The sequence below is a fragment of the Candidatus Pristimantibacillus lignocellulolyticus genome (assembly GCA_023639215.1).
In the GTDB taxonomy this organism is placed as follows: domain Bacteria; phylum Bacillota; class Bacilli; order Paenibacillales; family Paenibacillaceae; genus Pristimantibacillus; species Pristimantibacillus lignocellulolyticus.
Map to the genome: position 1 here is coordinate 4,198,821 of CP097899.1, position 25,421 is coordinate 4,224,241.

The 25,421-nt window shown below is 37.5% G+C and carries 27 protein-coding genes; 2 read left to right on the top strand and 25 right to left on the bottom strand.

Going from position 1 to position 25,421, the window contains the following annotated elements; genetic code table 11:
* The first annotated feature begins 557 nt into the window (after positions 1 to 557).
* The gene (locus NAG76_17950; protein ID URN93692.1) at positions 558 to 1,907 is read left to right on the top strand and encodes an arsenic transporter; all 1,350 of its coding nucleotides are present in this window, start codon (positions 558 to 560) and stop codon (positions 1,905 to 1,907) included.
* A 30-nt stretch (positions 1,908 to 1,937) separates the two neighbouring features.
* Complete coding sequence (locus NAG76_17955) at positions 1,938 to 2,594, top strand: DUF2642 domain-containing protein (GenBank protein ID URN93693.1); 657 nt, start codon at positions 1,938 to 1,940, stop codon at positions 2,592 to 2,594.
* Positions 2,595 to 2,811: 217 nt separating this feature from the next.
* Here NAG76_17955 and NAG76_17960 read toward each other — a convergent pair whose 3' ends face one another.
* From NAG76_17960 to NAG76_18080, 25 genes are all read right to left on the bottom strand, one after another.
* Complete coding sequence (locus NAG76_17960; protein URN93694.1) at positions 2,812 to 3,762, bottom strand: permease prefix domain 1-containing protein; 951 nt, start codon at positions 3,760 to 3,762, stop codon at positions 2,812 to 2,814.
* 36 nt (positions 3,763 to 3,798) lie between these two features.
* The gene (locus NAG76_17965; protein ID URN93695.1) at positions 3,799 to 4,125 is read right to left on the bottom strand and encodes a PadR family transcriptional regulator; all 327 of its coding nucleotides are present in this window, start codon (positions 4,123 to 4,125) and stop codon (positions 3,799 to 3,801) included.
* A 290-nt stretch (positions 4,126 to 4,415) separates the two neighbouring features.
* Complete coding sequence (locus tag NAG76_17970) at positions 4,416 to 5,630, bottom strand: chromate transporter (GenBank protein URN93696.1); 1,215 nt, start codon at positions 5,628 to 5,630, stop codon at positions 4,416 to 4,418.
* 292 nt (positions 5,631 to 5,922) lie between these two features.
* Positions 5,923 to 6,702 carry a methyltransferase domain-containing protein gene (locus tag NAG76_17975; GenBank protein URN93697.1) on the bottom strand — a complete coding sequence of 260 codons (780 nt, stop codon included), beginning with the start codon at positions 6,700 to 6,702 and terminating at the stop codon, positions 5,923 to 5,925.
* Between the two features lie 174 nt (positions 6,703 to 6,876).
* Positions 6,877 to 7,503: a VTT domain-containing protein gene (locus NAG76_17980; protein ID URN93698.1), complete on the bottom strand. Its 627-nt coding sequence runs from the start codon at positions 7,501 to 7,503 to the stop codon at positions 6,877 to 6,879.
* Between the two features lie 225 nt (positions 7,504 to 7,728).
* The gene (locus NAG76_17985) at positions 7,729 to 7,920 is read right to left on the bottom strand and encodes a hypothetical protein (GenBank protein URN93699.1); all 192 of its coding nucleotides are present in this window, start codon (positions 7,918 to 7,920) and stop codon (positions 7,729 to 7,731) included.
* A gap of 172 nt (positions 7,921 to 8,092) precedes the next feature.
* Positions 8,093 to 9,955 (bottom strand): hypothetical protein, encoded by a 1,863-nt coding sequence (locus NAG76_17990; GenBank protein ID URN93700.1) that lies wholly within the window; start codon positions 9,953 to 9,955, stop codon positions 8,093 to 8,095.
* Positions 9,956 to 9,989: 34 nt separating this feature from the next.
* Positions 9,990 to 10,550 (bottom strand): hypothetical protein, encoded by a 561-nt coding sequence (locus tag NAG76_17995; GenBank protein URN93701.1) that lies wholly within the window; start codon positions 10,548 to 10,550, stop codon positions 9,990 to 9,992.
* A gap of 174 nt (positions 10,551 to 10,724) precedes the next feature.
* Complete coding sequence (locus NAG76_18000; protein URN93702.1) at positions 10,725 to 11,681, bottom strand: nitronate monooxygenase family protein; 957 nt, start codon at positions 11,679 to 11,681, stop codon at positions 10,725 to 10,727.
* Positions 11,682 to 11,710: 29 nt separating this feature from the next.
* Positions 11,711 to 12,022, bottom strand: coding sequence for a CHY zinc finger protein (locus NAG76_18005; protein ID URN93703.1), 312 nt, complete (start codon positions 12,020 to 12,022; stop codon positions 11,711 to 11,713).
* A gap of 16 nt (positions 12,023 to 12,038) precedes the next feature.
* On the bottom strand, positions 12,039 to 12,827 hold the full coding sequence (locus NAG76_18010) for an energy-coupling factor transporter transmembrane protein EcfT (GenBank protein URN93704.1): 789 nt from the start codon (positions 12,825 to 12,827) through the stop codon (positions 12,039 to 12,041).
* A 3-nt stretch (positions 12,828 to 12,830) separates the two neighbouring features.
* Positions 12,831 to 13,676, bottom strand: coding sequence for an ATP-binding cassette domain-containing protein (locus tag NAG76_18015; GenBank protein ID URN93705.1), 846 nt, complete (start codon positions 13,674 to 13,676; stop codon positions 12,831 to 12,833).
* Positions 13,661 to 14,461 carry an energy-coupling factor transporter ATPase gene (locus NAG76_18020; protein ID URN93706.1) on the bottom strand — a complete coding sequence of 267 codons (801 nt, stop codon included), beginning with the start codon at positions 14,459 to 14,461 and terminating at the stop codon, positions 13,661 to 13,663. Before NAG76_18020 ends, NAG76_18015 begins: the two co-directional genes overlap by 16 nt.
* Positions 14,462 to 15,283 carry an SDR family oxidoreductase gene (locus tag NAG76_18025; GenBank protein ID URN93707.1) on the bottom strand — a complete coding sequence of 274 codons (822 nt, stop codon included), beginning with the start codon at positions 15,281 to 15,283 and terminating at the stop codon, positions 14,462 to 14,464. It lies immediately after the preceding gene.
* Positions 15,280 to 15,639 carry a MaoC family dehydratase gene (locus NAG76_18030; protein ID URN93708.1) on the bottom strand — a complete coding sequence of 120 codons (360 nt, stop codon included), beginning with the start codon at positions 15,637 to 15,639 and terminating at the stop codon, positions 15,280 to 15,282. Before NAG76_18030 ends, NAG76_18025 begins: the two co-directional genes overlap by 4 nt.
* Entirely contained in the window at positions 15,626 to 16,012 is a 387-nt protein-coding gene (locus NAG76_18035) for a MaoC family dehydratase N-terminal domain-containing protein (GenBank protein URN93709.1), read from the bottom strand. The genes NAG76_18030 and NAG76_18035 overlap by 14 nt, the downstream gene beginning before the upstream one ends.
* Positions 16,009 to 17,160, bottom strand: a complete 1,152-nt coding sequence (locus NAG76_18040; GenBank protein URN93710.1) for a thiolase family protein — start codon at positions 17,158 to 17,160, stop codon at positions 16,009 to 16,011. The genes NAG76_18035 and NAG76_18040 overlap by 4 nt, the downstream gene beginning before the upstream one ends.
* 4 nt (positions 17,161 to 17,164) lie before the next feature.
* Positions 17,165 to 18,658, bottom strand: a complete 1,494-nt coding sequence (locus NAG76_18045) for an AMP-binding protein (protein URN93711.1) — start codon at positions 18,656 to 18,658, stop codon at positions 17,165 to 17,167.
* Positions 18,659 to 18,691: 33 nt separating this feature from the next.
* Positions 18,692 to 19,243 (bottom strand): biotin transporter BioY, encoded by a 552-nt coding sequence (locus tag NAG76_18050; GenBank protein URN93712.1) that lies wholly within the window; start codon positions 19,241 to 19,243, stop codon positions 18,692 to 18,694.
* A gap of 220 nt (positions 19,244 to 19,463) precedes the next feature.
* Positions 19,464 to 19,868 (bottom strand): RrF2 family transcriptional regulator, encoded by a 405-nt coding sequence (locus NAG76_18055; protein URN93713.1) that lies wholly within the window; start codon positions 19,866 to 19,868, stop codon positions 19,464 to 19,466.
* Between the two features lie 133 nt (positions 19,869 to 20,001).
* The gene (locus NAG76_18060) at positions 20,002 to 21,129 is read right to left on the bottom strand and encodes an FAD-binding oxidoreductase (GenBank protein ID URN93714.1); all 1,128 of its coding nucleotides are present in this window, start codon (positions 21,127 to 21,129) and stop codon (positions 20,002 to 20,004) included.
* Positions 21,130 to 21,374: 245 nt separating this feature from the next.
* Positions 21,375 to 22,094 (bottom strand): SDR family NAD(P)-dependent oxidoreductase, encoded by a 720-nt coding sequence (locus NAG76_18065; GenBank protein URN93715.1) that lies wholly within the window; start codon positions 22,092 to 22,094, stop codon positions 21,375 to 21,377.
* Positions 22,095 to 22,151: 57 nt separating this feature from the next.
* The gene (locus tag NAG76_18070) at positions 22,152 to 23,630 is read right to left on the bottom strand and encodes an Lsa family ABC-F type ribosomal protection protein (protein URN93716.1); all 1,479 of its coding nucleotides are present in this window, start codon (positions 23,628 to 23,630) and stop codon (positions 22,152 to 22,154) included.
* Positions 23,631 to 24,023: 393 nt separating this feature from the next.
* Positions 24,024 to 24,650 (bottom strand): hypothetical protein, encoded by a 627-nt coding sequence (locus NAG76_18075; GenBank protein URN93717.1) that lies wholly within the window; start codon positions 24,648 to 24,650, stop codon positions 24,024 to 24,026.
* A gap of 207 nt (positions 24,651 to 24,857) precedes the next feature.
* Positions 24,858 to 25,418 carry a GNAT family N-acetyltransferase gene (locus NAG76_18080; GenBank protein ID URN93718.1) on the bottom strand — a complete coding sequence of 187 codons (561 nt, stop codon included), beginning with the start codon at positions 25,416 to 25,418 and terminating at the stop codon, positions 24,858 to 24,860.
* Between the last annotated feature and the right edge of the window lie 3 nt (positions 25,419 to 25,421).

Here is a 25,421-nt window from a genome sequence, read left to right on the forward strand (position 1 = left end):
AGTGAGCAGCTAATCAAAGTGTCAATATTTATGTTAAATTGAAAAAAAAGTATTCAATGAGTCCAACAAAAAAGATTCTTCTCGTTACCAAGTACATAAAAAGTAGCCGCATACTTTCATAATGTTGTTTCTAGTGATATCTAATTCTTCTTTTATCGGTTTTATCTGTTCTGCTGAATTACATCCAGACAAAATAACAAAATCTATAACAAGTTAAGACGATAAAAACGTTTTTATTAAATCTTTTCTCATAAGTGTTCCTCACTTTATTAAGTTTAGATTTTTTAAACTATTCGGTAAATTGCATGAATATCCTTCACGAGATGACATTTCACTATCCATGGCATCTATCAACTAGTGATATCTATCAATACTTGATATTAGTTGAAAATGATAGAAATAGGTATTCCGCTTAGCTCATGCAAGGATGCATGTACATACAATACAAATGAATAGATAAGTCGCATAAAGATGGAGGATGAGAACGATGAGCTATGTTTAATAGAAAGATTAATAAATAGAGAGAGAAAAAATCTATGCGAATAGAGGTTAAGTTAATGCACAATGTTATGATTGCCCTCACCATTATTACCTTTTTGTGTACCATCTCTTTCATATTCTGGCGTCCCAATGTAAACGAGGCTATACCAGCAACTATTGGTGCATTTTTCATTTTTCTTATCGGCAGTGTCACATTAACTGATCTAGGTGTAATAACCGAAACAATTGGCGGTGCTGCAGTCACCATAATAGCAACAATCGTCATGGCCATCGTATTAGAAAGTTTTGGATTCTTTCATTGGAGTGCAAACAAGTTGTTAGAACTAGCAAAGGGTTCAGGTATTCGATTGTTCTGGTTAACCAACCTTCTTTGTTTTTTAATGACCCTCTTCGTTAACAATGATGGTAGCATATTAATTACCACACCGATTCTAATGATGTTGCTTCATAATATCGGACTAAAAAATCATCAGAAAATCCCATATTTATTGTCAGGAGCATTGATAGCGACGGCTTCAAGTGCACCAATCGGAGTTAGTAATATTGTCAATTTGATTGCTTTGAAAATTGTTCACATGGATCTTTACATGCACACAGCTATGATGTTCGTGCCTGCTACTTTAGGTCTTCTCCTCCTTGCTCTCTTGTTATTTGCTTACTTTTACCGTGTCCTTCCTCGAAAGTTACCTGAAGCAAAAAGATTCTCACCTCATGCTTCCGAAAAAGGATATCATCCATTAAAAGAAGTCAAACCGCTTATTCCGCATGAAAAACAAACCAAGTTTATGATTTATATATTAATTTTTGTTTTTATAGTTCGGGTGAGTCTCTTCGTAGCTTCCTACATCCACTTTCCGGTCCCTTTAATGGCAGTAATCGGTTCTATCTTCTTGCTAACTTGGCGTTGGATTTACTTGAAAATCCCTCCAACCGATATGTTGAAGAAGACCCCTTGGTATATTCTTGTGTTTGCTTTTAGTATGTATGTCATTATTTATGGTTTGCATAATATTGGCTTAACCCAAATGCTCATAAGCTTTTTTCAACCGATAATATCGGGTGATTTACTTCAAGCGAGTGTCATGATGGGGATACTCGTGTCGATTCTTTCAAATTTATTCAATAACCATCCTGCTTTAATGGTTGGAACACTTACCTTAACGAATATGAATCTCGAGCCCCTTACACTAAAAATATCATATCTAGCAAGTGTCATTGGTAGTGATATTGGTTCACTCCTTTTACCAATTGGAACTCTTGCAACGTTGATGTGGATGCATATTGTTAAGAAAGGTAAAGTGAAAATAAGTTGGGGCGATTATTTGAAAGTGACTTCCGTCGTCATTCCAATCACGGTGGTTATCACTTTGGTTATTTTGTATTACTGGGTATCATGGTTATTTTAGTAACTTCATTCAAATTAGGAGGTTTTAAATATGAATGATCTTTACCCATTCATCAATAAAAAAGTTGAAATAGAGATCTCTGGCAATAACATTTATATAGGAACATTAATTGACGTTGGGACTGATCTAGTTGTACTCTTCTCAGAAAATCGTTTTTATTATATACCATTGGTTCATGTACAAAACTTAAAAATGGCATTATCCAATAATGAGGAAGATAATCCCCCCGAAGTTCCTATTGATTATCAAACAGAAAACCTCTCTTTCCGAAAAATACTTCAAAACGCTAAAGGTAGTTTTGTAGAAATTTATATTACAGGGAATAAATCTATTCATGGCTATTTAACTAGTATTATGAATGATTACTTCGTTTTCTACTCTCCTGTCTACAAAGCGATGTTTGTTTCAATGAATCATTTGAAATGGTTAATCCCTTATAGCAATGATGTCACGCCGTATTCTCTTAATAATCATACGTTACCAATTATAAACCTCACTTTATCTCGATCATTCGCGGAGCAGTGTAAAAAACTTGAAGGCAGCTTAGTTGTTTTTGATTTGGGTGATAAGCCGAATAAAATTGGCTTACTACAAAAGGGGAGCGGTCAAATGATAGAACTGATTTTGGCTGATGGAACCAAGCAATGTTGGAATATCCATCATTTAAAAACAGTCTATAAAGCATGATGCAATATACTACCAATAGAGAAACATAAAAAAACGACCCTCAAATAAAGAGGGCCGCTCAACAAAAGGTTAGCTAATGCTTTTATAACGTATGCAATTGTAAGCACAGAAGATTGGTTATTTACCTAGTTTTAGTAACATTATTACTATATTAAAACCCACTAAATAGCATGTTCCTGGTATTCCCACTGGACTCATGCTGTTTAGTTTTGTTTGTTTAGGAAACATTTTTTCTCTTCAGGATATGATAGACATTACAAAACATACCGAAAAGAATGCCGGTAATAGGAAATATTGCCCAGTTGATATCCCACCGCTGATAGACAAATCCAATAAACAGGAATATCGCTGTAGCTAGTGGCCATACAATTCCAGCGACTGCTCCGATTATCCGTTCCTCTTCCTTCTTATCTGTGGACGTGATACGCGACCCTTGGAGTAGTTTCGTGTAAGCACCTTGAATATTCCCATAATAGACAAACAAGAATACTGCCAAAGCTGCAGTAAGCATAAAGACAGCAACTCCATATGGTGTAAAGTCATCGTTGATAAATGCCGCAGCGAAAATAAATACTGGCGATAGCACGCATAGACAGACACCCATAATTACTGAAATCCGGAAAGTCATGGCGAACTGGTTCTGGCTGCGTTGTAGCTCCGTCTTCAGTTCATAAGGTAATTGAAAGCCATGCTCCAGATTTTTGAATCGTTCAAGTTTCATACCGCTATAGATGAACATCCCTACTGCCACTGCGATTAGCACGAACATTCCGATTAGTCCGAGCAATGTGCCCATTTCCATTGAACTGTTATTAGTCATAATGGAGTTATTCTCAAACAGAGTATCTAGGGAAATCAATAGCGCCACACCAGACACAGCGAGAAAGACGCCAAGACCAATCCAAAATCCAGAACTGCGTTTGGCAGCCGCATAGTCGTAAGCCTCTTGTAGGGTCAATACAGGAATTTGTGGTTCTACACTTTCCTGATGAATGCCTAGCTCAGCTGTCAACTCATCGATATTGCCGAATTCAGAAATAACGATGCCGATCGCCTCGTTCTCCGATTTACCATTCAACTTCAGCTCATGATACTTGTCTTCCATCCCGGACAGCAGTTGCTGCTTCAGACGCTCTAGTTCTGGTGTCTTTTTTAGACCGGCGAACATATTGTCCAGATACACCACAATTGTCTCCATATTCTGTCACCACTCCCTAATAAATTGGTTTACAACATCCTGCGTAACCTTCCACTCCTCACATTTCTCCCTGTAATAGGTCAGTCCCGTTTGGGTAATCCGGTAATACGTACGCCGCTTGCCTAGACTTTCATCTCGATAAAAGGATTCAATATACCCGTTCTTTTCCATTCTGGTGAAGGCGGAATACAATGTTGTCTCCTTCATAACATATTTCTCCTGTGTTAGCTGCCTAATATTTTTAGAAATCTCGTATCCGTATGATTCCCCGTCCAGCAGCATGTAGAGGATGAGTGTATCATTATAGCCACGTATGACATCACTGCTGATCACGAATGTGGTCCCTCCTTGATTACTTCATCTGTCGTAGTAGTTACAGTGTAACACAATTACTACGACAGATGAAGTAGTTAATGCAAAATTAGGTAAAAAATATCCGCACCGGTATGAAGGTGCGGAGAAGATTGTTTGCTGTTACTGTAGATGATTGTTAATGGTTTGAAGCTTATATATTTCATCCTATCAGTGCTGCTATAACTACACACTGATGAACCAATGACATGTAATCGGTATTTGCTTCTAAGTGAATATACTCGCTATATGCTGCTAAGTTCATTTTCTCGTTACAAAATACTAAGCAACATGCCACCTGCAGCTCCTGAAATTACTATAATCCATGGAGGAAGTTTCCAGAATACAAGCATCACAAATAATATTGATACAAGTGCAAAATCACTAGGGTTCAAGATTGCAGTGGTCCATAAAGGATCGTATAGTGAAGCGAGTAATATACCAACTACAGCTGCATTTATCCCTACTAAAGCACCTTTGATTTTCGGATTAGTCCTCAATGTGTTCCAAAAGGGTAATGCCCCAGCAACAAGGAGAAATGCTGGTAAAAATATTGCAGTTGTAGCAATAACTGCTCCTAATAAACCTCCAGCCATTGTGCCAAGGTAACTAGCAAAGGTAAACAGTGGTCCAGGTACGGCTTGGGTAGCACCATACCCTGCGAGAAAATCTGCTTCACTTACCCATTTATTGAAAATTACTTCATTCTCAATAAGCGGTAATACTACATGCCCACCGCCAAATACCAAAGAACCTGTACGGTAAAAGCTGTCGAACATCGCCAACCATTCGCTCTCTCCCCATTGACTTAATAGAGGTAAAGCAATTAGAAAAATAAAAAATAAAGATAGGCAGACGAATGCAACTGAACGAGTTATCGTAGTTGGTAAATTGTTCACCACATGTTCTTCCTTATTACGATAAAACCAAAATCCTATAAGTCCAGCTATAACAATGATCATAATCTGACTTAATGCTGTCTGCCAATATAATGTAATGATTGCAGCGACTACTGCAATCGTTACTCTATCACGGTCAGGTGTAAGCTTTTGCCCCATACCAATTATGGCTTGAGCAACGATTGCGACAGCTACAATCTTCAATCCATGAATCCAACCTGCATTTCCAATATCAAATCCTTGTAGCAAGTAAGCGAATAGTACTAAGGCAATTATCGAGGGTAGCGTGAAACCTAACCATGCGACAAAACCACCTAATAAGCCTGCTCTTAAAATTCCAATCCCTATCCCTACTTGACTACTAGCCGGTCCAGGTAGAAACTGACAAAGTGCTACGAGGTCAGCGTAACTTTGTTCATCCATCCATTTTCGACGACGTATGTATTCATTATGAAAATAACCCAAATGTGCAATCGGACCTCCAAAAGAGGTGAAACCAAGTTTTGTAGATACGCTAAAAACTTCAATGAGGGTTTTTAATTTTCCTTTCTTTTCGAGCGGGACCAGCACAATGTTGTTCGTATCCATACTGATTATTAGCACCTACTATCTTTCATTGGGAATTATGCAAATCACAATTTCGAAGGTTGATTTCCAATGTATATATTGTAAGCTTAATATCATTAAAGATATAGCCGATTTACAATCTCTTCATATTTCGATTTCTTTTCTTTATGGACTGTTCCACCACTAAGATGACTTCCACATAATAAGAAAACCTGTAAACAGCATCTCTGCAGTTTACAGGTTTATCACTTTCATCCGTTTGAGAATAATGTTATTGATTCATCACTTCACCTAGAAGGAAACTTATATACAATTATTCAGTATTCTTCTTGATTGCAATAATACGCATGCGGGACGTGTCAATCATCCATTGCCCATTGTGCTCAAGTTGAGGCTTCACTCTTTCTTCGATGGCATTGTAGATTGACTCTTTGTCTACTGGTGAGACATCGTGAAAGAAATGATTATTGAATCCATCTAACCATTTTCGTATACCTACATCATTCTTGAGTGGAGATAACTTATCAAAGTGCTGTGCGAACATAACTCGAAATCCAGTCTGCTCTAGAAGACTGGTGTACTCACCGATAGTAGGGAAATACCACGGATCCCTTCCCTCCCATTCATAACCATGCGACTCAAGCTCTTGCTTAATTGCGTCAGTTAGTATTGCAATATTACCACTACCAGCGAATTCAGCTACGAATCGTCCACCTTCCCGAAGTGCGTGCCAAATCGTACGAGCGACGGCGGGAGCATCTTTTATCCAATGAATGGCTGCATTAGAGAAAACAGCATCAAAGTGAGAATCCGTTCGGTATTGAGTGGCATCGCTAACTTGTATATCAAGTTCTGGGTAGTGTTCCTTTGCAAGCTTGATCATGTTTTCCGATAGGTCAATACCTGTAGGTATCGCTCCTGCTGCCGCGATTTGTGCTGTTAAATTTCCATTTCCACAGCCGAGATCCAAGATTCGTTCACCGGTTTGGGGTTGCAATAAGGACAAAGGTTTTGCTCCAAGTTGTGCAATAAAATCAAGCTTCTCCATATTGAATTCTGATCCCGAATGATGATTAGAGGGTTCGTTGGGCATATAATAAATCTCCTTTTATACTTAAAGTTAAATTAAGGTATTTACAGATATGTTATATCTGTAAATAAGTAACATCATTACTATCAAGGACTTTAAGTGTCTATAATAGCAATGATTCTAATCAACTGTCAAGAAAGGTAATCTGAAAGCGTCAAACTAGGTCACTGTTGTTAATTAAATTGACTTTTTATTGTAAAAAAATCGATACAACGAATAAATGGATAATAGGAATACGATATAAATTGCTGCTATAATGATCCACTCTTTTGAACCTGATAACAAATTTACACCTATCAATGTATATACGATCATTATAGGTATTTTCCCAAGCAAGGTTGCTATTAGAAATAACTTAAATGATAAGCCAAACACTCCTGAATATATGTTAATTAATATTGCAGGCATAATAGGAATAATACGTGCTATGAAAATAGTAGCAAATATTCGTTGTTTAATAACATGATCAATTCGATGTATTGTTTTACTTTTATTAAGTAATATGTTGCCTTGTTGAAGAAGTAAATAACGAAACATGATATAGATAAATACGGATGATAATGTAGAAGCTATAACACTCAATGATACTCCTATTGTCACTCCATATTTTGCACCAATTACTCCACTAACTATACCAAACGGAACTCCAGGTATCGAGGCTAAAATCGTTATGACTAACAACACGATAATCAAATTACGATTATCAGTTGCTTTTATCCATTCAAGTAAAGTTTCAGAATTCATAAAGAGTATTACCAATACAGATACATTAGCAAAAACAGTTATCCACTTATATAATTTCATTCGCCAATTCGCTTTCTAAATTCAGTAATATAATTGCATATTCATGATCAACCTCTTACTGATTATAAAGTTATCACTTGCATTTGACTAGCGAATGAACTCGTATCCAACCATAAATTGTTATGGATAAGAGCCAACCGAATGGCTGATTATAGCTATAACTTAAAAAGAGCGAAATTGACTAGTTTTCTTTAGCCAATTTCGCTCCTATTTAATTGATCTTAACTATTCTTTGCTACCTTGAAATCCTTTGTCACTTATATATTCATTCGGTACATCTTCACCATCATGGTTATTATTTTTCATTTGGCTAAGCCGACCATTTCGGTGCTCACCGCCATGAACTTTATTCTGCCTTTGACCGTTATTATCAGTAAGTTCATGTTCGTTATGAACATAATTGTGTTCGTCTGACATATCGCAACACTCCCTTCTTTCTACGCATACAACATAGAATACGTAATCTAGACTAGTTCTATTCGAACATCCTCTTTGTGCATAAAATTACCAGATATGTACGAGTTATGTTCAATGTTACAAATATCCATTTAGTTAGACCTGTTTAACTAATTGGAAAGAAAGAAGTCTGTTAGTCGATTACTGTGATAGATAGCATTCTGCCATCTTCTTTGTTCTCTTCAAACTGTATTGTTAGTGTATCATTCGGGAAGGGTACTTTTATAAAGTAGGTAGTGATCGTCTCGTTGCTTTTTTCAATAACTTCTGTAGCTCCGTAGCTAAATTGGGTACCAACTTTGGTTACAAAATCTAAAATACGCTGTAAGCTAGCTCCTTCGTATTGATTGCGTAAGTAATCCGTCCACTCACTTTCCCTCCAATTAGGTGCGTTAACATCAATATTTTCTCGTTTCAATATTTCCAAAATATTTGAGACCATATTCCCATCTGCTTCCTGCATTGCTACAGCTAGTGCGATATAAATTTTGTTAAGTGATGTAACATCATTTGATTTGTTTTTGGATTTTAGTAATTCAAAAACTTCATCAATCGTACGCTCCTTGCTGAACCAGTAAGTATTAATATACATTGGATTTACATGACTTGTTCTCGGGATGAGAAATTGTCCGTCATTTGAAACATTGAAAACTTGTGAGATATCCAGATTAGATGGATATTGGAACACAAATATATTATTACCATCTCCGCTAACCATAACTTGGACGGACAAAGGTTCTAGAGCATGTTCACTTCCTTGAATGATCGAGGCCGAGCCATTTAAGGTTGAGTAGTACTTCGTGCCATCTAGCGCAGTTTCCTGAACAAGCCGATACAATAGTTTACTTTCTCGTAAAAATGGTTGCACATCAATATTTGTAGTGTTCCCATTTACAGTTCTAACTTCCTCATTAATTTGCCAAGTGATGTCGGCTATACCTCGTAATTGTTGTGGTTTTTGATTACTTGATAAGTCTGGAAGTTTCATATCAATATAATAGTCGCCAGATTGCCATTCATAAGCTGTATACCTTTGATCTGATATATAGAAGATATCAGAGAAATTCGCATTGTAGGAAATTCCTTCAAATCGATCTTTATTACCCAAGTCAAAGACACTAAGATACTTGCCAGATGTTGAAACAATGCCGACCGTAACCAATATTGGTATAAGTAAGATAGTAACAAATATTGAAATTCGGCTAGTATCGACTTTTTGAAATTGTTGTTCAGGTATCTTTTCATTACTACCCTGCAACTTGACGATAAGTAGCTGCACAAACTCCCCGACCAGCCAATTCCCGACTAATGCATATGTAACTAGTGGTAACGCATATCCCCACGGTGATGTTATTAATTTCGTAAGACTTATAATAAATGTTAATAATAATGCAAGCAGAGCCAATGGAAACATCGACCAGAAATAGCGCGTAAACTTTTGAGGTGATTTAGACAGCGCTTCACTAAAGGGAATCTCTTGAAGTACAATTAGGTAAGGGGTAAGTGAGAAAAATATTAAACAAATAATCAATATTAATGCTAGCGGAAAAAATGCTGCAGCTAGTAAAAATGTTAAGAATCCTATAATTAACTGAAATATTGACCAAGCTAGCATTCCTTTGAAATATTTTCGTCCACAATATAACAATGGAACCGTCTTTTGTTGTTGGACCCACCCTTTGAGCCCTCCAAGATACATTCCACGGACAAAGCTTTGTAACACTACAAATACAGCCGATAGAATAATCGATAAGATTACCCATGATTGGGTTCCCGATTGTAAGTGTGTATATGGGACTTTAATATCTGTGAGTGTTGGCATATTTAGTGGTATTGTTGCGTTAAAACTTATTGTTTGTGCAGCAGGATCTCCTGTTGTAAACGATGTATCAAAGAAAGGAAATGTGGAAACTCCAAAATATATACCAAGAACGACTAATACTGTAGTAAGGACTTCAAACATAATTATTAGTACTATTAATCTTAAATTTGCCATTGACGTCTCCTTATCAACATCATAGAAGTTTCCATTATTGTGATTCTCCGCTTGAATCTGTTTTGTACGTTTCGAAGAAATCTTCTATAAATTGTGAGGCTGCTTCTTCATTCGCAAATAGGCAATCAAGTAAATCTTCTTCCAGACTGGTGATAACAGTACCATTGAAGAGACTTAAGAGTGCTTGGTAATTTAATGTGGATTTCGCACCTATCAATTTAGAAAGTTGCGCGATCTCATATCCTAATTGTTGAACTGTTACTTTCATTCCTAATTGTTCGAAAATATGATCGTACTCTATAGAAGTTTGAGGTTTCTCTGTTTCCATTTCAGAAAAATACTGATGACTATACAATTGGATTAATGCTTCATATTTTTCAAATTGAATACTCCCATGTAGATCTTCATAGTAAAACCGTTCTTCACAGGCGATACCGAATGTACGAGTCTCACTGCACCACTCCTTGTACTCTGGTGAGTCCAATACTCTATTCATAGTCTCATCTATTGATAAATCTTGTTCCAAATATGTACGAGCTAAGTTTGTTATAGATTGAGATAATTCCCAATCGCGTTTAAATAATTGTTCGTCCATAATTACCTCCAAATTTTTCCTATATAATAGACGTATACTTGTTGGAATAGTTGCACTTTTTGGAGAATACATCCAATTTAATTCCAAATGATATCTAGTAGACAACATTAAAAAGAGCTTGGTCAGTGACCAAACTCTTTAATCTTCATATTTAGCAGCTAATTGCTTAATGGATTACGCCCATTTTTCTCTAATTTGCTCTGCTTCTCGTACCATACGTTCGATCAACTGGGTAACTGTGGGAATATCATGAATTAGACCGACCACTTGACCTGCCCAACCAAAGCCTGCTTCTGCATTTCCTTCGTGTATCCAACGTTTGTTGGCTTCACCGCTAATATAGTTTTTCAAATCCTCATAAGTAGGTGAAGTTTTTTCGATAGCGATAATTTTATCAGTATACTCATTTCTTAATGCTCTTGCAGGAGAATGAATGGAACGTTTGATGACCGTAGTATCAATCTCAGAACTTTCAATAATAGCTTCTTTATAAGAAGTTGAAGCGTCGACACACTCCTGAGTAGCGATAAAGCGTGTTCCCATCTCAATGCCTTCCGCTCCAAGCGCATGAGCAGCCATCCATCCACGACCATCTCCGATACCGCCTGATGCAATGACCGGAATTTCAACGGAATCAACGACTTGCGGGACAAGCACCATCGTGCCTACATCATCACGTCCTAGATGTCCTCCACCTTCATGCCCAACTACAATAACTGCAGACGCACCTAGTTGTTCGGCTTTTTGTGCTTGTCTACGTGATGCGACGAGTACCAATGATTGAATATTGGTTGGCTGCAACATCTGTAATATTGTCGTAGGATCGCCACCAGTAATAGTTACCACGGGGACTTGCTCATCTATAGCGGTCTGAACGCGTGTCTTATAATCGATACCGTGCATGCCTATAGCAAAATTAACACCGAATGGTTTGTTGGTTAGACTGCGTGTACGGTTAATTTCTTGGAGTAATGCGTCGTCACTAGCTAAGCTCATAGCGGTTATTTGACCTAAACCACCTGCATTAGAAACTGCTGAAGCAAGGTCAGCATACGCTAGATAAGCAAGTCCTCCTTGAATAATCGGATACTTTATTTGTAATAGTTCTGTTATTCGTGTATCCCAATTCATTATCGTCCCCCCTTATCTCTATTTGAAAACTACTTCTCGAAATATATATGATAATGAAGTGCACATCGCTCATTAAAGATTGCCTCACAATGAGGACAATTCGTTGCATTCATATATTGTTTAATCGTTGATTCTGTGTGACAGCTACCACAGAGGATCGCCAATTCGTCAAATTGCTCTTGTGGCCAACGCTCGATGCTGTGATTAGCATGTTCTTCATGGCATTTGTAGCAAGGATAATATTTTTCGCAACATTTAAATTTGATAGCAACAATATCTTTCTCAGTATGATAATGAATACAGCGTGTTTCATTATCTACAATATTCCCATAGATGTTCATTCTATCTCCCACCAATCTAAACAAACAAGAGGATTACTATCATTAATATTACGATTATGCCGACTACATAATCCAATTGTTGAAATTTTAATAACTTAAAGGTAGTTCTCCCCTTACCATTACCATACGCACGAGCATCAATCGCAAAAGTTAGTTGCTCAGCACGTTGTATGATCGTGAATAGTAACGGAATAAGCATTGGAATATATGCAAAGATTCGTTTGTGAAGCGGTAGCACTGTAACATCATGACCTCTTGCTTTTTGTGCCAATAATATACGATCTAGCTCCTGTAAAATAGTTGGGATAAACCGTATCGCAATGACGATCATTAGTGCAAACTGCTCTACAGGTATATTGAATTTGGATAGCGGCGACAATAATTTAACTAGACCATCCGCTAATACTAATGGTTTAGTAGTTAACGTTAATATAGAAGCAAGTAAGATAAGCAATAGGATCCGCCAAACGTAACGTGTCCCATTCTGTAAACCCTCCACCGATATATGGATGAAAGACCATGACCAAATGACGTTTCCTGTAGTAAATATGACATGGTATAGAAACGTAAAAAGTAATATGAATAAGATAGGTTTCAACCCTTTTACAAAAACAAACAAAGGGATCTTTGATAATAACAATATGCTCATAACGAAGATTGTTGCTATTGTGTAGCTAACGAACGAATCTAGCATTAGGAAGCTAATCATAAGGAGGATGATAGCTAAAATCTTCGTACGTGGGTCAAGTCGGTGGAATATGGAGTAAGTCTCCTGATATTGTCCTATTAAAACTGTATTTGACATTTATTAACTCCTTGCATGCCAGATAGGCGATACCTTTTCGAGAATATGCTGTTCCCTACAGCTTGACACTTCTATTGTCTGTCCGGATAATTCCTCTACTAACATTAACAGTTGTACAGGTTCAGGTAGAGACAATCCGAGATTTTCTAGTAAATCAGCTTGTTTTAGAAATAAATGGTTCGTATCAAAATGCCCCACAAGCTTCCCTTCATGAAGCATTATCACTTCATCTGAATATTCGGCAACATCATTCATTTGATGTGATACAAAAAGAACAGTTCGATTATGCTGGTCTTGCCATTGCTTTAGTAGCTGCAACAAAGCGGCTTTATTTACAGGGTCAAGACCAGCTGTTGGTTCGTCTAAAATTAGAAGTTGGGGATCTGTAATTAATACTGAAGCGATTGCTATGCTACGTTTTTGACCACCGCTCAATTGGAACGGTGCCAACTGGAGAATTTCCTCCGACAAATCCATCTGCGAAAGAATAGAATCGATAGATTTCTTAATTTGCTGATCAGAATAACCTTTAATTTTCGGTGCAAAAGCAAGTTCTTTGTATACCGTTGTTTCAAATAATTGATGCTCTGGATATTGAAAAACATAACCTATATCAGAATTGACTTTGATATGACCTTTCCGTTCTCTTAGAACTGGCTGCTTATCAATCAAATATTCTCCAGAAATATTGGGAATTAGACCTTTCAACAGTTGGACAAATGTAGATTTTCCTGCTCCAGTTTGACCAATAATTGAAATCCATTTACCGCTTTGGATCGTACAATTAATATTGTATAAAGCCATGCTTTCATTATAATTAACACTCACATCATTTAGTTGATATTCCATTGTAAACGGATCAACTCCTTCCAATCTGCGTTAACAGGTGATTTGGAGTGAAGTGTATTGTATAGCCGTACTGCAAATGGCAGTTCTAACTGATATTTCGTGACATCGACGGTTAAGAAGAACGTGGTTGGATCACCATCAAATTCAAGCCTACCTTGATGAATGAGTAAAATACGCTCGGCACATAATACTTCATCCATATGATGAGTGATAACAATAATCGTCATACCTTGGCGATGTAGTTCATTCATAATGGATAGTATCTGTTCTCTACCCTTTGGATCGAGCATTGAAGTAGCCTCATCAAAAATGATAGCTTTAGGGTGCATTGCCAAAATTGCTGCAATGGCCACTCGTTGTTTTTGACCACCTGAAAGCTGGTGAGGCATCATCTCGATATAATCCTCCATCTGTACAGCTTGTAGTGCATCTTCCAACCTACTACGCATTTCCTCACTTGGTACACGAATATTCTCCAGGCCAAATATAATTTCATCCATCACAGTTGTGGTAATGAATTGATCTTCTGGATTTTGAAAAACAATGCCAATTTGTTGGTGAATCAGATTAAGATCTGTCTTTTTTGACGTGTCTAGACTGTTGTATTTGACACTACCTTCCTTAGGAAGCAACAATCCATCCATTAGTTTTGCAATCGTTGATTTACCACAACCATTTGCTCCAACAATGGCCACATATTCTCCTTGTTCAATTGTAAAGTTCAAATTCTCTATGATGGGCTTTCCCTTTTTATAATAGAAATGAACATTTTCGAATGTAAGCATTTAATTATTTCCTTTCTGTCGTCGCCATGATTCAAAAAAGTCGTCTATACTGTTTTCAATTATGACAGGCTCAGGTTTCCTCCACTTGGTCACTTTCGTACCGTTGACACCAAATATTTCACCGGATAAATCGGGCTCAGGCTGGTCTAGTAATGTGACTACGAAACGAGCAACATCGTCTGATTCTCCTACTTTCCAAAATTCTGGGAAAGGGTCATTTCTAAGTTCACACTTTTCCTTCAAACGATCGATGACAGGTCTAGTCATATCCGTTAGTGCAGCTGGTGAAATACCATTAACTCTAATTCGGTTGCGCTTTAGTTCTGCTGCCAGCGTCCATACCATGCCAAGTATTGCTGCTTTTGCTGCACTATAGTTTACTTGTCCAACTGAACCACTTAATCCAGCTGTAGAGGTCATCAAAAGAATATCGCCGCCATTCTGTTGCATATAGGGTAATACTCGTTGAATGCAATAAAAGGCGCCGTTCAAATGGACATCTAGCACAGATTGCCACTGTTCATCTGTCATATGCAGACATAGTTGGTCATGCAAATTACCAGCGTTATGGATCAATACATCTATCTGGCCAAACTTCTCCATAACGGTATTTATCATAGCCGTGACATTCACAGCATCTCCAACATTACAGCAGTATCCCAGTGCCTCACCATCACTTCGGTTAATCTGTTGTACAACCTCATCAATTAATAGTTGATTAATACCGTTAATTATTACGATATAACCTGCCTGACTAAGAAGTAAGGCGATACTACGCCCAATCCCCCTCGTTGCTCCAGTAATGATGGCTACTTTCTTCATAATGACCTCTCTTTCACTGAGAAAGCACCAGATGCAATGACTTCACCAGATTCAACACTTACGCTCACAATTATCTCTTCATTGTGTTCTATATATTCAAAAATCGCCACAGTATCAACTAATAGTGGCTTTTGAAATGTCATGTTATAGTTCATAATCCATTTAGTTGGGTGTTGCATTAAGTATATGGATTGCGCTAGACCCATTACATACATACCATGCGCGATGGGGCGCTTATAGCCTATCTTTGTAGCAACTTCAGCATTAACGTGTATGGAAGCATGATCTTTTGATACAGCTGCATATTGCTTGATTATATGACTTGTTATTAATCTCTTAATTTTAATCTTGATCACCAACCCGAATCAATACTGTTTCTGTTGTTACGATCAGTTTGCCATCACATCTACATGTAAGTTTGTAATAATAAAGTGTTAGTAGACCAGTTTTACTTGTCTTCTTCTCTATATTCGTTAGCTGTAATTCACAATCTAATAACATTCCTGCAATAATTGGAGCTTCATACGAGAAATGTTGAGCACCATGAATCAACGGTACACTATTGTTCATTTCCTGCCAAGGTATATTGAATTCTTGCCAAAAAATAATTGGCATCGTTGCGGGTGCAATAAGCTTATCATTAATAGTTTGCAGTGGTGCGTCAATACTTTGAGCATAGCGGGAAATCCATTCTTCTGTTACATGTAAACGGTGTTGGATACTATTCAATTGACTACCTCCACAATTGTTGCTAGGCCGATCCCACCACCAATACCGAGAGTCGCAAGTCCCCTATTGTAAGGTTTATTAAGCATTTCTGAACATAGTCGTGTTATCAAAATAGCACCCGATGCACCGTATGGATGACCTATCGCTAAAGCGCCACCTCCAAGGTTGACTTTATGCTGTGGGATTCGAAGTTCCTGCAAAGAGGCGATTACTTGCGAAGCGAATGCCTCATTGAACTCTACAATATCCAAATCGTCTACCGTCAAATTCTGACGGCTTAGCACTTTTTGCACAGCGGGAACAGGTCCCATACCCAAAAAATTAGGATCGATCCCAGCAGCTTGACCATCCACTACACGCAATATCGGCTTAAGTCCGAGCTCTCGACATTTTTCAAGTGACATGATGAGAACTAGTGCAGCCCCATCATTAAGTGGACAAGCGTTGCCGGCGGTTACAGTACCATGTTCAAGAAAGATTGGTTTCAGCTGTTGTAACTTCTGCAGACTTGTATTAGCTCTTGGACATTCATCGACAGTTAACCAATTACCTTGTACATGTAGAGGAACGATCTCTTGCTGAAATCGACCAGATTGCTCATAGTGAATCGCTTTCTGATGACTTTTCAAGGCATATAGATCTTGTTGTTCTCTAGTAATCTCGTAATATTGGGCGACATTCTCTGCAGCGATGCCCATATCAGGGTCACCATAGGAGCTAGGGGTGAAAGGTGCTCGTGTGTATATCTGAGGTACTCCCATAAGCGAGGATGGCTTGGCCATTTTCCATGGCGCTCGGCTAGTGCTTTCAACTCCACCTGCCAAATATACTTCGCCTGCTCCACTCTGAATGAAGCGTGCCGCTATATTGATTGCCTCCAACCCAGAACCACACTGCCGATCAACGGTTACACCTGGTATTGTGACTGGTAGTCCTGCTTCTAGTGCAGCAACTCGTGCTATATTTCCACCTGGACCAACGACATTACCAACAATGACATCATCGATGATGTCAGGTGAGATATTATTTTCTTCTACTAAATGGCGAATAAGTGGTGACAACAGTGCCTCTGGCTCAACAGTGCTTAGTATCCCACCAATTTTACCAATAGGCGTACGCTTTGCCATTACAATTACAGCTTCTGTCATATATTCACTCTTTCTTCTGGTTTTTCATTCTCTTCGTAAATTCTTTCATTGCTTGACGGGCAATTTTACCACTACTCGTATAAATGAACTGATCTATAGTTACAATTTCTTTGGGCGCTTTATAGCTTGCTAAATGCTGCCGACAAAAACTTTTGATTTTATCCAGAGATAAACGCTCATTTCCATTCCACTTTACAAGTGCTATCAACTGTTCGCCCCAGTATTCATCGTCATCGCCAAGTACCATTACTTCTTGAATTTCTGGGATTTGTAGAAGGACTGACTCTATTTCCTCTGGATATATATTCAGTCCACCAGAAACGATCTTGTTTTGCGATCGACCAGCCATATATAAGTACCCATCTTCATCCATATACATGTAATCTCCAATGATGAGCCAATCATCTCGAAATGTAGCTGTTGTCGCTTCGGGTAATTGATAATAGCCAGAAAAGATCATGTTACTACGGATGTATAGTTGTCCGATGGTCCCAGGAGATACCTCATCAAAATGTTCGTCACGAATAGATATTTGTACCCCTGAAAATGGCTTGCCTACAGAATTAGATTTATTATCAGTATGAATATCTATATAGCTGATGTAGCTGGCTTCAGAAGAACCATAAAATTCGAATAGCTTTGCCCCACTGAACAATTCACTACATCTTTGTTTTGATGCAATGGTCCATTTACCACCTGAGCTTACTAACGCTTGAATATGAATCTCATCTTGTAAACCCTGTTGCATCAAGGATTCAACCATTGTCGGAACAACAAACAAAATTATATTGGGAATCTCTTTACACAACTGTAAAATACATTCCGCTTTAAATTCTTTTACGATATGAAAAGTTGAACCGCTGTATAGACTTTGCATTAAAGCGAATAGAGACAAGGAATGAACAAATGGACCTGGTGCTAACATATGCTCCAAGTTGGTAAATTGAAAAGTTTCACTCGTCGCCTTAAAGCTATTGATCCATGACGAGTGCGTACGCATATACCCTTTTGGCAAACCTGTTGTGCCTGAAGTAAATCCAATGAATAATAATTCATTGGATTCATCCATTTCTACTTCTGACGTTAGCGTATGTAACCATTGCTCATAGGAACCTATGTCCTCAGCTGAAAATGTGAGAAGTTGTATGCTACTTCCCTGTAAGACTAACTTGTTTGCAAATACAGTCTCTGTAAATATCATTCTCGGTTTACATTGTTGCAAGATGATGTTTATTTCTTTTATGCTCCATTTGGGATCCATTGGGATAGGGACACAACCTGCATAAATGGCACCTAGAAAAACCTCTACAAATTCCATACGATTCGAAGAAAGAATGGCAACATTGTCGTGAGTAAGTCCTTCTTGTCTTAATCCTTGAGCTATTTTCTTGATTTTCTGTACCAACTCAGAATAAGTTTGATATATGAGACCATCGGATAATGCGATTTTATTTGGTTGCTCGGCTGCATACTGTAGTAAAGGTTCTACCAAATTCATCGATCATTACCCCCATTCAATATTTACTACTTACTAGTTATTCATTTTATCTTCGATCGGGCTTAAAGCTTTTAATTGAACAACAATAATAGCCGCAATAATTGCTTTAATAATATCCCCTGGTAAAAATGCAGTAGCTCCTATTAGTCCAGCCCAAATTGATGTATTCGTAATAAGTGCCATAACTGGTGCTCCAATCATACTAATCAGTAAAACACCAAATACAACATTAATGATGATAAGTTTCCATGTTTTTAATGTTGACCATACTTTTTCTGTCAAAAAGCCAATGCAAAATGCAGCAACTGGCCAGCTTAGAAGGTAACCAGCAGTCGGCCCTACTAATACCGACAGGCCTCCACGACCTCCAGATAATAAAGGTAAACCTAAAGCTACTAATACTATAAATAAAATCATACTAATTGTACCTGTCTTCTTACCAAGAAAGCTTGCTCCTAACATAACACCAAGCGTTTGTAAGGTGATTGGTACTGGAATAAATCCTAGTGGAATGGGTGGAATCATCCCTAATACTGCAATTAATGCAGTGAATAATGCTGCTAAAACCATTTCTTTTGTTTTCAATTTGTTACCTCCGTCATTATATAAAAATTACTCCCTACATGAGTCGACTTCTATGTATTAACTAAATGATAGCTTGAATTTCGAATATTGTAAACCTAAATAATAGTTTTGTTGGTTAACAATAGGTGTGGCTTATTGAAGTTAGCATTATTTAGACACAAAAAAGGAGCAGTTGCTAAAGCAAACTGTTCCTCTTAGTCAATGATTGGTTCTCGTTAATTTAATCAAGTGCTTTTATTTTCATTGGGTTCAAATCAATTAATTTTGTGTTTTTGAGATGCAGCTCCATTTTCATCTCTGCTTCCTTCATGACAGCTTGAATCGAGCAGTTCTCACCATGAACAAAGTTGCATTCAAATAAAGATGTTGAACCTTCTATGGCTTGAATAATATCCAAAAACGTAATTTCGTCTTTTTTACGTGATAAACGATATCCTCCATTAGCTCCGGATATCGATTCGATTAACCCCGCTTTGACAAGCCTTGTTAATATTTTAGACAAATATGTTGGTGATACACCTTGAGTTTCTGCTAGTTGTTGTACGCCTACAGGCTTGACTGGAGAAGCTTCAACGAGCATAAACATTGTGTGTAGTGCATAATTTGTTGCTTTAGTAAATTTCATCATTCCACCTCGATCAAAGACTTATTGTGTCCATAATATCTATAGAGGAGATGGTTGTCAAGAGAGCAGTTAATTAGTCATGTAGTAACTTTCCTGCTTCAACATTGTAACTTTATAGTTGCATCAACGAAAATCAGCTAATTTCCATTGCGTTTTGGATATTATAATCGTTGATATCTATATCTAAAGGCAAATCAAGTGCCAGCTTTGCTAATTGATTACCTATATATGGTCCCATGGTTAGTCCAGAGGAACCTAATCCATTAGCCGCCATAACACCGTCCCAGCCAGGAATTGCACCAATGACAGGTAGAAATCCTGGGGTGAATGGGCGAAACCCTACTCTTATCTCATCAAATGTGCTTTCTGCTAATTCAGGTGCAAGTTCAAGCCCTTTGTTTAGTATTTCTTGCATTCCGATTGGGGTTACTCTAGTATCGTATCCTTCGATATCATTTTCATGAGTAGCTCCTATAACAATTTTCTGCTCTTCAAAAGACAGCAGGTATTGATCAGTTGGTGGTATAACTACTGGCCAAATGCCAGTGTCTTGACTATGTTCAGCCTGTAAATGCATGATCTGAGCTTTTTGAAAACTTACTTTAAAATTGATGCCTAAGGGCTGTAACAAAGGGTTGGCCCATGCCCCTGCGCAAACGATAACTTGATCAGACAAGAAGCTATTTTCACCTACAGATGCACCTATGACTCGGTCAGCTACATATAGGAGTGTTGCATCCCCGTTTATAAGTAAGGCACCATTTCTCTCTGCTGATCTGATTAGTGCATCTCGTAGTGCTCGACCATCTACTCGAGCAGCACCGCTAATATGTAAGGAATGATAGCCGTCTCCTAATAATGGAAATTTCTCTTTAGTTTCTTTATCGTTAAGAGGAGTTATTGTACCGATTTCTGGTGCATCCTCTTTACGTAAATGTGCTCTCTCTTCTATCTTTTTAAGTTTTTCCAAATCGTTATGAATAACTAAAGCTCCAACTTGTGCATAGCCTGTTTCTGTTTCCCCATCGCTTTCAAGCTCAGCTATCAATTCCGGATAGAAACGAGCACCTGCTTTGGCAAGCCGATACCAAGCTTGATTACGTCTTTGGGAAAGCCATGGACAAATAATACCAGCAGCGGCATCTGTCGCCTGACCTCTATCTTGGCGATCTATTATAATGACTTCTGCACCCAGTTTAGTTAATTGATACGCTGTAGATGCGCCTACAATTCCTGATCCAATTACGATAACTTTCTTCATATTTCCATCCTTTTTCTTCATCACAGTATCCATTTATAAATACTTTATGACATTAATTAATTTATAAGCTTTAGCCACTTTATAGCAACGCGATTGTCACTTCAAACGGCATTAGAGTAGTTGAATCTATTATACAATAGATTCAACTACTCTAAATGTCTAGGTTCTTCTTTTGTAGCGACTAATATTATATGCGAAGCACCGTATAATTCAATTTATTTACACAATGAGGTGTATAATTCGAGTTATGCATTAGTATCGGTTATTGCAGGAACATTAATTTCTTTAACACAAGCTGCTTTCGAGAGACTAATTACACACTTTACAATTGCTATCATATCTTGAACTGGAATGCGGGTTCCATTGTATTCATTAATCGCTTTATCAGGCCCATCCTCATATGGAATATCGGCTGCTAGCTCACCTGGGTTGATACAAGTGACTGTAATGCCATCTTGCCTTATATGTTCCCGTAAAGCATTTGTTATTCCACGTAGACCGAATTTGGAAGCGACAAAAGAAACTTGAGAATTATTGGTGTGATCCAATCCAGCAGATGAGCCGATGAGAATAATCTTACCTGCTTCCGATTTTCGTAAATTAGGCAACAATGCTTGAATACATGTTATCGTTGACGTCATATTGACGTGAATGATGTTTGCAATATCTACAGGATCATCGTGGTCAAAATTATAATCATCTTCGAACCCAGACTTTTCCCATATCCCTACATTATATATGAGTACATCTAACATCTCTTGTTGAAGAGAAGCTGCTATTTTCTTAGCAACATTCTGTTCAGCTAGATCTGCCGGTATCCAATTGCGCTGAACACCATCTTGCAAATCCAAGCTATCAGGTCTTCTTCTAGATACGATCCAAACATGATCACCAGCAGATGGTAGTCCTTTAACAAAAGCATCTCCTAATCCTTGACTAGCTCCAAAAATAATATATTTTTTCATCTGATTCTCCTTCTATGTCCTGACTACTATCGTCCAATAGCATACAAATTAGCTATTCTAAAGATTAACAATCTTTGTAGCGACATTATTACAAAATTCACTATCATGCTCTACAAAAAGAATTGTTGGTGCATATTCTAGCAGTAACTCTTCAATTTGCATACGTGAAATAACATCAATGAAATTAAGTGGTTCATCCCATACAAGTAGATGAGCTCTCTCGCTAATACTTTTTGCAATGAGTACTTTCTTTTTCTGTCCTCCACTAAATGTCGAAATATCCTTTTCAAATTGAACTCTCGAAAAATCTAGCTTACGTAACATCGCTTTGAAGATGCTCTCATCAATCCCATTGAGTGCAGCATATTCAGATAAATTACCTTGCAGATGAGAGGTGTCTTGAGATACATAAGATATTTTTAACTGACTATCTTTATTGAAACTCCCAGTATAGCTCATATCCTCACCGCAAATTAATTTGATAATACTTGATTTCCCTGAGCCATTCATACCTGAGAGTGCTATTCGCTCTCCTTGTTCTATCGTAAAACTGACATCAGAGCATACCTTCTTATCATCATAATAAATTGATACATGATCAAGTTCAGCAAGTTGATGTTTATGATAAGTAAGATGTGAGAGTTCAAGACGTTCAGAAGCTTCGATGTTTTTGAGTAACTTGGATTTCTCTTCAACGGCAGATTTCTGTCGTTGTTCAATTGCTTTAGAACGCTTCATCATTTTTGCAGCCTTGTGACCAACGTATCCTTTGTCTAGCTTTGATCCTGAATTTCGTGTACCATTTTTCGTTTTTTCCACTTCATGGGACCAATCGCCCGTTCGTTTGGCAGAATGGGATAAGCGCTTAATATCGCTTTTAAGCTTCTCATTCTCAGCAATTTCAAAGTTATCTTGTCTTGATTTATTTTCCCACCAACTCGAAAAGTTACCTTTTTGTATTTCGATGTTAGTCTTATTGATGGAAAGAATATGGTCTACGCAGTTATCGAGAAATGCTCGGTCATGGGATACTAATATATAGCCGCGTTTCGTATTGAGGTAATTACTAACTAGCTTTCTTGCATGCATATCAAGATGATTAGTTGGTTCATCAATTAATAGAAAACTATTTTCTTTAATGAACAATGTAGCTAATAATACCTTCGTCTGCTCACCATTAGATAATGAGGCAAAAGGACGATACAGAACATCTTCAGATACTTGTAGCAAATTCAGTTCACGCATTAATTTCCAATGAATATAGTCGGGAAAAATCTCATCGATGACATCGATCGTATTATTCTCCTTGTTAGGAACGTGGAAGGGAAAGTACTCAAAACCAACATGAGCAGAAATATTTCCACTATACTCATATTTCCCTTGCAACAACGCCATAAACGTTGTTTTCCCTCTACCGTTTCTTCCGGTAAAACCTAATTTCCAATCCGTATCAAGTTGAAAACTTACATTTTCAAATATATTATCGTAGCTGCCATCATAGGCAAACGTCAGGTTTGTAACATTAATTAATGACATAAAATAATCCTCCTCTAGGACAAGTTCACTTCAAATTCGATGTCGACTATGTTACAAAGCTAATCATCGTTATCAAAATCCGCTTTTTGAACTTCCTTAATAAAAAATAAAAAGAGCTACAAGAAAGTTACCCCTCTCGTAGCTCAAATATATACATTTAAACTAACCCCAAATAGAGTTAGATTAGGACATATTGTTTGAGTGAAAAGATGTAGTAACTTTCTTGTATATAACAATAAGACGTACGCAAATAAGCGATCATAGTTTTATTGTTTTATAATTCTACAAGAAATTCTACATACTTCTTTCCAACCCCTATCCTTAATTTACAAGTATCATACCATGCTTAAATTGTAAGTTCAACATTTGAATTAGACATCAATAGGAACGAAGTTAATCTTCGAACTTTAAAGTGAAGAGGATAGCATATTCGAGTTTGCTTAACGACTCTGGTGAAAAATCCAGTGTAGAAATAAAATTGCCACTAGTTGCTTGCATTCCCCATACAGGTATAGGACTCTCTGTAGTAAATGTGCTAACTTCTTGAATATCCATTATACCCTTTAATGTTAATTCTTTATCCCCTGGAAATTCAAAGGTAGACGTGCTTGAACCAGAAGCATGAACTGTACTCACTTTAACTTGGTTAATATCTTCTTGCCCTTCCGTAGAAATGGTATTAATTGAAATAATAAGTTCAACCTCATTGCTTTCTGGATTTTCTGTATTTCCAAATAAACCAATTAAGGATCCTTTCGATTCGACTTTCTCGCCATTCTTCCATATATCAATATCCAAGTTTACATTTGGTGCTTCTCCATCATAGCGCAGTTTGAATGCACCGGACATGGTACCAAGAAATGGTTTGAATTTTGCAGCCTCGCCTTTGAAAAGGTCTACAGGAGTCAGAGTAATCCCTTCGGATGGTTTGTCTATCTTCTCATTAATAGTCGACTGAGATTCTCTGCTACATCCCGTTAAAGCTAGTAAAAGTATTAGTAAGCAAGCAATATTACGCATAACATCCCTCCTGTTAGGGATTGTACTATAAATCATCTGCATTTACCACATATGCCCAGTTTCTCTTTTGAAAAATCATTGCTGTTGGATAGATTACGTCTTACGCTTTTAATTGGTTTATAGAATACAAAATAAGCAACGAATAGTTATGACTACTAACCATTCGTTGCTTACATTAGTTGTTGCTATTGATCGGGCTCATACACTCTAGATTATGTTAACATTAGGAAGCATTTTTTCGTAAATAATAAAACCATCATTTTCTGCTATGTAGGTATAGCCACATTGCTTGTAAAAATTATTAAGCTTTTCATTATGAGCGATACAATCTAGCCTTATTTTATCTCTTCCAGAAAATTGAATTCCATTATCAATCCACGACAAGATGTCGAACCCCAATCCTTGTCCAGCATACCCGCGATTGACAATTAAGCGATGCAAGTACACGGCATTGTTCTCGCTTGTTGCCGCTTCTCCCCAAAGCTTTCGATCCCACTGGCTAGCATATTGCTGCAAGATGACCATCCCAGCTAGAGCAGTTTCTCCTTCTTTACGAAAGATAATCATTTCGCCATTAGCTATTGCGGTTAAAAGATATTGGTCATCTTGTTCATTTGGCAAGTTATTCCACTGTGTTGAACCTATACTACTGAACCAACTGACTGTTTGAATAACTAATTCATTAATTACTTTCACATCGTCAGGATCAGCCTGAGTAGCATATATGTCGTTGTTAACAGACGAATTTATTATTTGAATAGTAGTCATATT